Raw genomic sequence first — 7,565 nt, 5'->3', positions numbered from 1 at the left:
ACGTGGACCGTCACGATTGACTAACGCGTCACCCAACCTAGTGATACATGAAATAACCCGCGCTCCTGCTTGAGCGCGGGTTATTGTTATTCTGTTTCAGGCGTTTGTTCCTGTTGCTGATCGAGTTCGACCGGTTCTTGGTCAACGGGTGGCTTCGCTTCAGCCAACGGGAAGGCGATGCCCGCACTTGTCAGTAAGGTGATCAAGGCGGCGCTCGTCAATGTTTGACGCATGGTTCGACACGTCCTTTCTATCTGATTCCGACACTATATTTTAATAATTCTGAACATTTTTCATCGTTTCGTCAAGCAATCTTTTACTTCCACTACGTATTTTTCCCAAAAACCCAGTATACTTAAACATGAAAAAGGGGGAAATCGATTGAAATTAACGAAAGCCAACACACGTTTATTAGAAACCGTTTTACCACGATTGAATCTGAACGTTGCAGAACCGGACCGGACGGAAATTGAAGACCGTCTGCGGGCAGATATCTACGAAGCCCAGCGGAAGCAGCGTCCATTCGAAGAGATTCACGGTCGATCCGTCGAAGCACGCCTCGATCAGATGATCGCTGAGTTACCACAACGACATCGGATGGAGACGCAAAAACGCTGGACACGAAACTATGTCTCCTCAATTCTGATGTTCATCTTCATCGAAGGGATCGACGGATTGTTCCAATTCGCCCTGATCGATTACTTATTCTTCTCAATCATCGCTCTTTTCTTGATCGATGCGATGTCACAAGTCATCACGGCACCTAAGATCAAACAAGTCAAACCGCGGGTGTGGATTCAATTCGTCATCAGTTTCATTTTATTCTCAACCTATAAGGCACTGCTCGTGACGGTCTTCCCGGCACCGGACGTCTTGATTCAAGTCAGCGGAATGCCGTCTTATCTCATCGGCATCGCGGGACTCGTTGGTCTCTACATCTACTGGTCAAAGAATCCGTTACGAAAACGCGGCGCATAATTCGCGAGAGGGGATGGTTGCGTGGAGTTCACACATTGGAAACGACGGTTGCAAGATCATTTCGAACGAATGGGATTTTCCTTACTGACGGAACGCCTAGCGATGCAAGACATGGTCAAACTCGAAGCGACACATGGTGCCTTCCTGTTCTTCCCGGTGACGATTCATCTCTATGAACGGTCCGGCTGGAAGATGGTCGCGTTTGAGGCAGAGACGGGGGAGGATCCGCAACTCGTCGAGCAGCAGATTGCCTCGTTGTTCCAACTCTTGATGGTGACGTTCCAAGAAGAAGAGCGCGAGTTCTTACTCGGATTTCATGCGAATACCGGTCGTTACCTGACGGACCGTAATGCACCCGTCGGACGGCTCGTCCGTCTGATCGAAGAGTGCTGGTATGACGGTGACGTCCTGCGAGTCGACACATTCGATCCGTTTCCGGGACTGTTCGTCGCACCACCTTTTGCCCATCAAAGTTATGCCTTCATGCCGGAAGAACGGACGTGGCGCTTATCCGTCGGGCGTACTGGACGTCCGGCGAACGATTATCGTTTCGACGGAACGATTTTGTCCCCACACCGCTTACCGGAATCGGAATTATTTACTGTGACACCAAAGTCGGTACCGTTAGAGGATGAAGAGGCGATCCGAAACTTACTGGAAACGGAACGACAGACGATCGCTAAGTTCCATGATCGTGCCATGGCGACGATTCGGGCGTACGACCCATCATTTGGTTTTGCTTGGCGCGGGACGCAGACATTTTTCCACGGTGTTCCGGTCAATCCATTCGCACAGCGCTTGTGGCTCGAGAACGGCGTGACGCGTTACCGGATTCTACAACAAGGATCGACGCGATTGCTTGCTTCCGGTGAGACTTGTGACGCTGTCATCGAAATGCTCGATGCTGCCGTCAGCAGTGAAGAACCGGATGGTCAATCCGTCAGTCCGATTGGTCAACTGATCCTCGGGATTTGGCAACAGATCGAGTCGGACGAAGCAACGTATATCACGAACGTTGATTGCCGCGGCATCTCGCGTACACAAGCCGATAACCGGATCCGCCACGCGCTAGCAAGGCAAGAGACGATCGAGTGGGTGCACCGGGCACCGAACGAAGATGATATTTGTCGCTTTGCCGGTCTGACGTTGACCTTCCCGCATCGTCCACCGGGTGTCATCACGATTGAACGAACGGAAGCAGAATAACACGAACAGGCACGTCCGCGAGTAAGCAGACGTGTCTGTTCGTTTTTTTAGTGCGCGTGCTGTGACAATCGATTAAAGACGACGGACAGACTGTAATAGATCATTGCTGTCAGAGCAGCGACTGTAAAAGAAAGCGGCAGGTCAAATGCGTCCTTCGTCGTCAAGAGAAGCAGGAGACTCGCGATCACGATACCGTACACTCCGTAACCGAGGACTGTCGGCACATACGCTAATGTCGTCGATGACCGGTTGATGATCATGCCGATAAGGAAGTCGAGTAAGAAGCCGGACAGCAAGATGATCGGCAAGGTCGCTAAGACGTAAAACAAAAATGTTGAACCGAATGATTCATACATCGTATCCGATGTCCGATCTCGGAGCGGTGTATAGGATATGTATGCTAGGACGGTGCAAACGAGCGTGGTAGTCAAGATGACGGCAAGTAATCGGTTTAACATCAAGGTTCCTCCTTTATTTTCCTTTTTGAGTATATCAATCTACATCAAAAAACACACCCTACTGGAGGATGTGTTAAATGATCTATATTCCGAGTGACGCGATCAACCGTCGCACGTCCTGATCCGCTTGTTTAGGTGTTAAAATCAACAGTTGATCGTCTACGAGGACACGTGTCTGACCACGCGGCGTCAGGATTTCATCTTCACGAATGATCGCAACGACGAGCACATCCTGGGGCATCTCGATATCCTGTAACGTTCTTCCGGCAATCACACTGTTTGTCGAGACCCTGACCTCGATGATCTCCGCTTGCGGATGGGTGACGGTCATGAATTTCAGGAACGGTTCGACCGTCGTGTCGGGCTGTGTCTCTAGCCCCATTCGCCGGACGATCCACGGCAAGGCCGTTCCTTGCAAAAGAGCAGACGTCATGACGGTGAAGAAGACGATATTGAAAAGAAGCGGCGCTTCAGAAAGACCACTCGAAAGCGGATAGGTCGCGAGAATGATCGGAACGGCGCCCCGTAATCCGGCTGCCGTGATGACACTCTGTTCTTTGACCGTGTACCGAAACGGAAGCAACGACAAGACGACGGCAAGTGGACGAGCGAGCAGGATTAACGTCAGGACGATGACGGCCGAGACGAACAAGGTCCGAGGATCGAGTAATTGTTTTGGAAAGACGAGCAGTCCGAGCATGATGAACATGCCGATCTCTGCTAGATGCGACAAGCTACCACTAAATCGTTTGAGCGTCTCGCGGTAGATCATATCATGATTGTTGATCCAGATTCCGGTCAGATAGACGGCGAGAAACCCACTGGCGTGCAAAATCGTCGCGAGACCATACGAGAAGAGCGCCCCACTGAACAGAAGCGTCGGATAAAGGGCGGAGGATGGCAACTCGATCCGGTTCAGCAGTTGCGTGACGAGATACCCGATCGCAAGACCAACTAGTGTCCCAAGTCCCATCTCGTAGATGAAGGAAAGAATACCCGCACCAATCGAGAACGATTCCGGTGCCAATGCAAACGATGTGAATAAGATCGTGAGAAAGACAGCCATCGGGTCATTCGTTCCAGACTCCGCTTCAAGCGTATGTTTGACCTTAGCATCGACCGGTCGTCCACTTAACAGAGAAAAGACAGCCGCCGCATCGGTTGAGCCGACGAGTGCGCCGATCAGTAACGCGACCGGCCAAGAAAAATCAAGCAGATAATGTGCGACGAAAGCGATGATTCCTGTCGTTGCGAGGACTCCGATGGTCGCGAGCGACAGGGCGGCGGGGAGAATCTTTCGGAAATGTGTCCATTTTGTATGCAAGCCGCCGTCAAATAGAATCAAGACGAGCGCCATTGTCCCATAGAGACGCGCTTGTTCAAAATCACCGAAGTTGATGATTCCTGAAACGTCGGACCCTGCGACGATACCGACAACGACGAATAGGATCAACGTCGGTACATTTAACCGGACAGCGAACTTCGTCGTGATGATTGCAATCAGTAATAGTGTGCCTGCGACGAACAAAATCGTACCTTCTTCCATCCCACCACCTCTTTCTTGATGACATGCTCTCTTCTTAGTATACGTTATTTTTCGAAAATTTCGAAAAATAACACCAAAATAAGGTGTATAAACGAATAGAAAAAGGAAAACTAGAAGCAGGACTAGTGCGTTCAAAATGGAACATCATCAAGGAGGAAGAGGGATGAACATCTGTATCGTCACGGGTGCCAATTCTGGTATGGGAATGGTCACGATTCAAGAATTACTGGAGCGGGGAGATCGTGTCATCGCGACCGTCCGGTCTCAGAAAAAAGCGACGGCACTCGTTCAACTGTTGCGGGAAAACGGTGTATCGCATACACAACTGGAAATCGAGATTGTGCAACTGGATCAACTTGACTCCGTCCGTCGTTTTGCGGATCGCCTGTTCGACATGGTGGGTCGAATCGACCGTTTGATCCTAAATGCTGGAGTCATGGTACCGCCGTATCATGTCACGAAGGACGGTTTTGAATCGCAATTCCAAGTCAATTACTTGAGTCACTTCTACTTGATCGAGCGATTGTTACCTTTACTCGAAAAAGGACAAGATCCGCGCGTCATCTCGATTTCCTCTCTCGCCGGTGAAGGCGGCTTGATCCGGACCGACGTCGAACTTGAGGCGATCGCGCACGTCAAAAAAGAACATTACAGCCCGATGCGTTCTTACCGCGAATCGAAGCTCCTGCAAATGATTCATATGCGTGAGCTAGCTGAAAAGCACGGCGACCGGATCACGTTCGTCAGCGTCCACCCGGGGATCGTCAATACGGATCTGTTCTATCGCGGCAAGTATGGCAAAGTGATGAAGACGTTACTCAAACCAGTCGCGCAAGTCGGATACTGGACCGGAAAACTTTATACACCGGAATACGGTGCGAAGACGGCGCTCTATCTCGCAACAACCGACGATCCACTTGACAACGGCGGCTATTATGCGGATTCCGCTTCTCGACTCAGCAATCCGATCGTCGAAGATGACGAGTACCGGGCACAAGCACGGAATTTGTCGCGCCGCTGGGTCGAACTATCCTGAACGCCAAAAAACGACCGGCTCGTGGGAAGCCGGTCGTTTACCGTTGTGACGACTGGGGGTCAGATCACTCCTAAAGAATACGTTACATCGAAATAAAATTGTGGAATATGAAAAAAATCACAAAATAATGGGCAAACATGAAATCTTGAAGCAAAAAGGTTTTCTTCTCGCTTCGCATTCGTTAGGATAGAGAAGAATTTTTTGTAACAGGAGGAATAACATGATACGACAAGCTACATCAAAAGACGTTCGAAACATCGCAACCCTACTTGAGCAAAAAGCGCTCTCCCTTAAAGCTGGTGGCAGTAGCCAGTGGTCAGCTTATCTTGAGCAAGACATCGAGCAACTCGTCGTGCGAGATTTAGAAGCCGGTCGCCTGTATGTCTTTGAGGATCAGAACGAGCTGCTTGGTTCCGTTGCCCTGCTTCCTTCGCTCGAATGGGATCAATCCTTGTGGGATGATGTAGAAGGTCTGTATATCCATCGAATCGTCGTCAGCGACCGCGCAAAAGGACGTGGAGTCGGTCGGAAACTGCTGGAACATGCGATTGCTGTGACAGAGGACGAAGGGGAAATCCTACGACTCGACTGTGTCGCTTCAAACGAGTTTCTCAATGCGTATTACACGTCATTTGGCTTCGTCTATCAAGGAACACGGGACGGGTTCGCGATTTACGAGTATGAACGCATCGAAGCGACGGCCTGAAGCGGTTCAATCAAGACAACGGTCGTTTCGTTTGGTATGGTAAGAGAAAAAGAACGGTTCAAGGAGTGATCGGATGCGATTGAATATCGGCTTCATCGGCTTTGGCAAAAGTACGACCCGTTACCATTTACCGTACGTGATGATCGAGGACAACTATCACGTCACCTGGATTTACAATCGGAAGGAAAAACCGGAGCTGTTCGCGTCCTATCAGGATCGACTGCCAGATGCCCGTTTTACGACGGATGTGTCTGAGATGCTCGCTGACCCGGCACTTGATGTCGTCGTCATCAATACACCACCGGCTACCCATTTCGAATACGCGTTGCTCGCCTTGCAACATCAAAAGCATGTTCTCGTCGAAAAGCCGTTTACCGTGACTGAAGAGGAGACGAAGCGTTTATTTGCGGAAGCACATGCGCAAGGCGTCAAAATTCTCGCTTATCAAAACCGCCGTTACGACAGCGACTTCCAAGTCGTCGCCCAAATCATCCGTTCCGGAAAACTCGGACGACTTGTCGAAGTCGTCTCGCAGTTTGATTTGTTTCGTCCCGAAGCAGCGTCAGCTGATGCGCGCCATGAGAACGGCGCACTCTACGGACTTGGTGTTCATACGCTTGACCAAATCATCGCCTTATTCGGAAAACCGGACAAGGTTGCCTTTGATGTGCGTAGTGTTCGACTGCCGCACAATCCCGATGATGCGTTTGCGATTGATCTCTATTATCCGGAGCTGAAAGTCAGCGTCCGGACGAGTCATGTCGCACTTGCCCCGGCACCCCGGTGGATGTTACACGGCACGAACGGCACGTTCATCAAACAACACGTCGACCGGCAAGAGCTCGACCTGAAAGCGAACTACTTCCCGGGAGAAGAGGGGTTCGGTGAGGATTCAGAAGACGATTATGGGCGTTTGATTTATCATGATGAACACGGTCACTTACAAGACGTCCGGATACCGAGTCCCGTCGGTGATTACGGCAAGCTGTACCGTGCCTTTTACCGCAGTATCGTCGAAGATGCACCGCTTCCGGTGAAAGAAGAAGATACCTTGTTTGTTGCCCACCTGCTCGAACAAGCTTTTGCGCAACCGTCACCTTATATCTTGACGATCCAAAATTAAATTTTAATTTGATTGCAGGTTGATGACAACTCGACTGTGCCCATAGGCATGGTCGGGTTTTTTTGATATAAAGAACAGGTGCATTCCTTATTTTTCAGATTTTTCTAAAGAAATGTTGATTATTTTTTCAAAAAGTTGGGAATAAGGGAATGTCTCACCAAATCTAAACATAGGGGGTCTATCATGAAACGATTCTTATCCGCATTGCTCGTAGCGGCTGTCATCGTTGGGGTACTCAGCCCTTCGTTGATCGCTGAGGCCGCGATGAAGTTGACCGTGACGACGGATGTCTTACGCGTCCGCGAGAAACCGTCGACATCGAGTAAGATTCTCGGTAACGTCTACAAAGGGAACGTCTACACATCAAAGGGAACGTCCGGCAGCTGGTATAAAATCAGCTACAAATCCCGCATTGGCTACATACACAAGAACTACGTCAAATCGTCTTCGTCGAAATATACGTCGACAGGAACGAAGTATACGACGGTCGGCACACTCAACGTCCGGACGGG

At 50.1% G+C, this 7,565-nt stretch carries 9 protein-coding genes; 6 read left to right on the top strand and 3 right to left on the bottom strand.

Going from position 1 to position 7,565, the window contains the following annotated elements:
• Positions 1-86: 86 nt before the first annotated feature.
• Positions 87-233: a hypothetical protein gene (locus B2751_RS00375; RefSeq protein ID WP_023468299.1), complete on the bottom strand. Its 147-nt coding sequence runs from the start codon at positions 231-233 to the stop codon at positions 87-89.
• Positions 234-381: 148 nt separating this feature from the next.
• Here B2751_RS00375 and B2751_RS00370 point away from each other — a divergent pair, with 148 nt between their 5' ends.
• Both B2751_RS00370 and B2751_RS00365 read left to right on the top strand, forming a co-directional pair.
• Positions 382-978, top strand: coding sequence for a DUF1129 family protein (locus B2751_RS00370; protein WP_214812949.1), 597 nt, complete (start codon positions 382-384; stop codon positions 976-978).
• A gap of 21 nt (positions 979-999) precedes the next feature.
• On the top strand, positions 1,000-2,184 hold the full coding sequence (locus tag B2751_RS00365) for a hypothetical protein (RefSeq protein ID WP_035408013.1): 1,185 nt from the start codon (positions 1,000-1,002) through the stop codon (positions 2,182-2,184).
• A gap of 47 nt (positions 2,185-2,231) precedes the next feature.
• Here the strand turns inward: B2751_RS00365 and B2751_RS00360 are convergent, their stop codons facing one another.
• On the bottom strand, positions 2,232-2,642 hold the full coding sequence (locus tag B2751_RS00360) for a hypothetical protein (RefSeq protein ID WP_290771993.1): 411 nt from the start codon (positions 2,640-2,642) through the stop codon (positions 2,232-2,234).
• Between the two features lie 82 nt (positions 2,643-2,724).
• A complete protein-coding gene (locus B2751_RS00355) occupies positions 2,725-4,188 on the bottom strand; it encodes a potassium/proton antiporter (protein WP_035408010.1) in 1,464 nt (487 codons plus the stop codon).
• A gap of 163 nt (positions 4,189-4,351) precedes the next feature.
• Here B2751_RS00355 and B2751_RS00350 point away from each other — a divergent pair, with 163 nt between their 5' ends.
• From B2751_RS00350 to B2751_RS00335, 4 genes are all read left to right on the top strand, one after another.
• A complete protein-coding gene (locus tag B2751_RS00350; RefSeq protein WP_290771991.1) occupies positions 4,352-5,224 on the top strand; it encodes an SDR family NAD(P)-dependent oxidoreductase in 873 nt (290 codons plus the stop codon).
• 220 nt (positions 5,225-5,444) lie between these two features.
• A complete protein-coding gene (locus tag B2751_RS00345; protein WP_214853766.1) occupies positions 5,445-5,930 on the top strand; it encodes a GNAT family N-acetyltransferase in 486 nt (161 codons plus the stop codon).
• Between the two features lie 73 nt (positions 5,931-6,003).
• A complete protein-coding gene (locus tag B2751_RS00340) occupies positions 6,004-7,053 on the top strand; it encodes an oxidoreductase (RefSeq protein ID WP_056061392.1) in 1,050 nt (349 codons plus the stop codon).
• A gap of 183 nt (positions 7,054-7,236) precedes the next feature.
• Positions 7,237-7,565: SH3 domain-containing protein (locus B2751_RS00335; RefSeq protein WP_290772003.1), on the top strand; the 329-nt coding region annotated here is incomplete at its 3' end.

Origin of the sequence: Exiguobacterium sp. UBA6282 (assembly GCF_002440475.1) — a bacterium.
Classification (GTDB): Bacteria; Bacillota; Bacilli; order Exiguobacteriales; family Exiguobacteriaceae; genus Exiguobacterium_A.
This window is presented reverse-complemented; position numbering and strand designations above follow the sequence as displayed.

What these genes read in the sequence shown, in the direction of transcription:
- B2751_RS00375 (WP_023468299.1), bottom strand. Translation starts at nt 233, where the DNA reads ATGCGTCAAACATTGACGAGCGCCGCCTTGATCACCTTACTGACAAGT.
- B2751_RS00360 (WP_290771993.1), bottom strand. Translation starts at nt 2,642, where the DNA reads ATGTTAAACCGATTACTTGCCGTCATCTTGACTACCACGCTCGTTTGC.
- B2751_RS00355 (WP_035408010.1), bottom strand. Translation starts at nt 4,188, where the DNA reads ATGGAAGAAGGTACGATTTTGTTCGTCGCAGGCACACTATTACTGATT.
- B2751_RS00350 (WP_290771991.1), top strand. Translation starts at nt 4,352, where the DNA reads ATGAACATCTGTATCGTCACGGGTGCCAATTCTGGTATGGGAATGGTC.
- B2751_RS00345 (WP_214853766.1), top strand. Translation starts at nt 5,445, where the DNA reads ATGATACGACAAGCTACATCAAAAGACGTTCGAAACATCGCAACCCTA.
- B2751_RS00340 (WP_056061392.1), top strand. Translation starts at nt 6,004, where the DNA reads ATGCGATTGAATATCGGCTTCATCGGCTTTGGCAAAAGTACGACCCGT.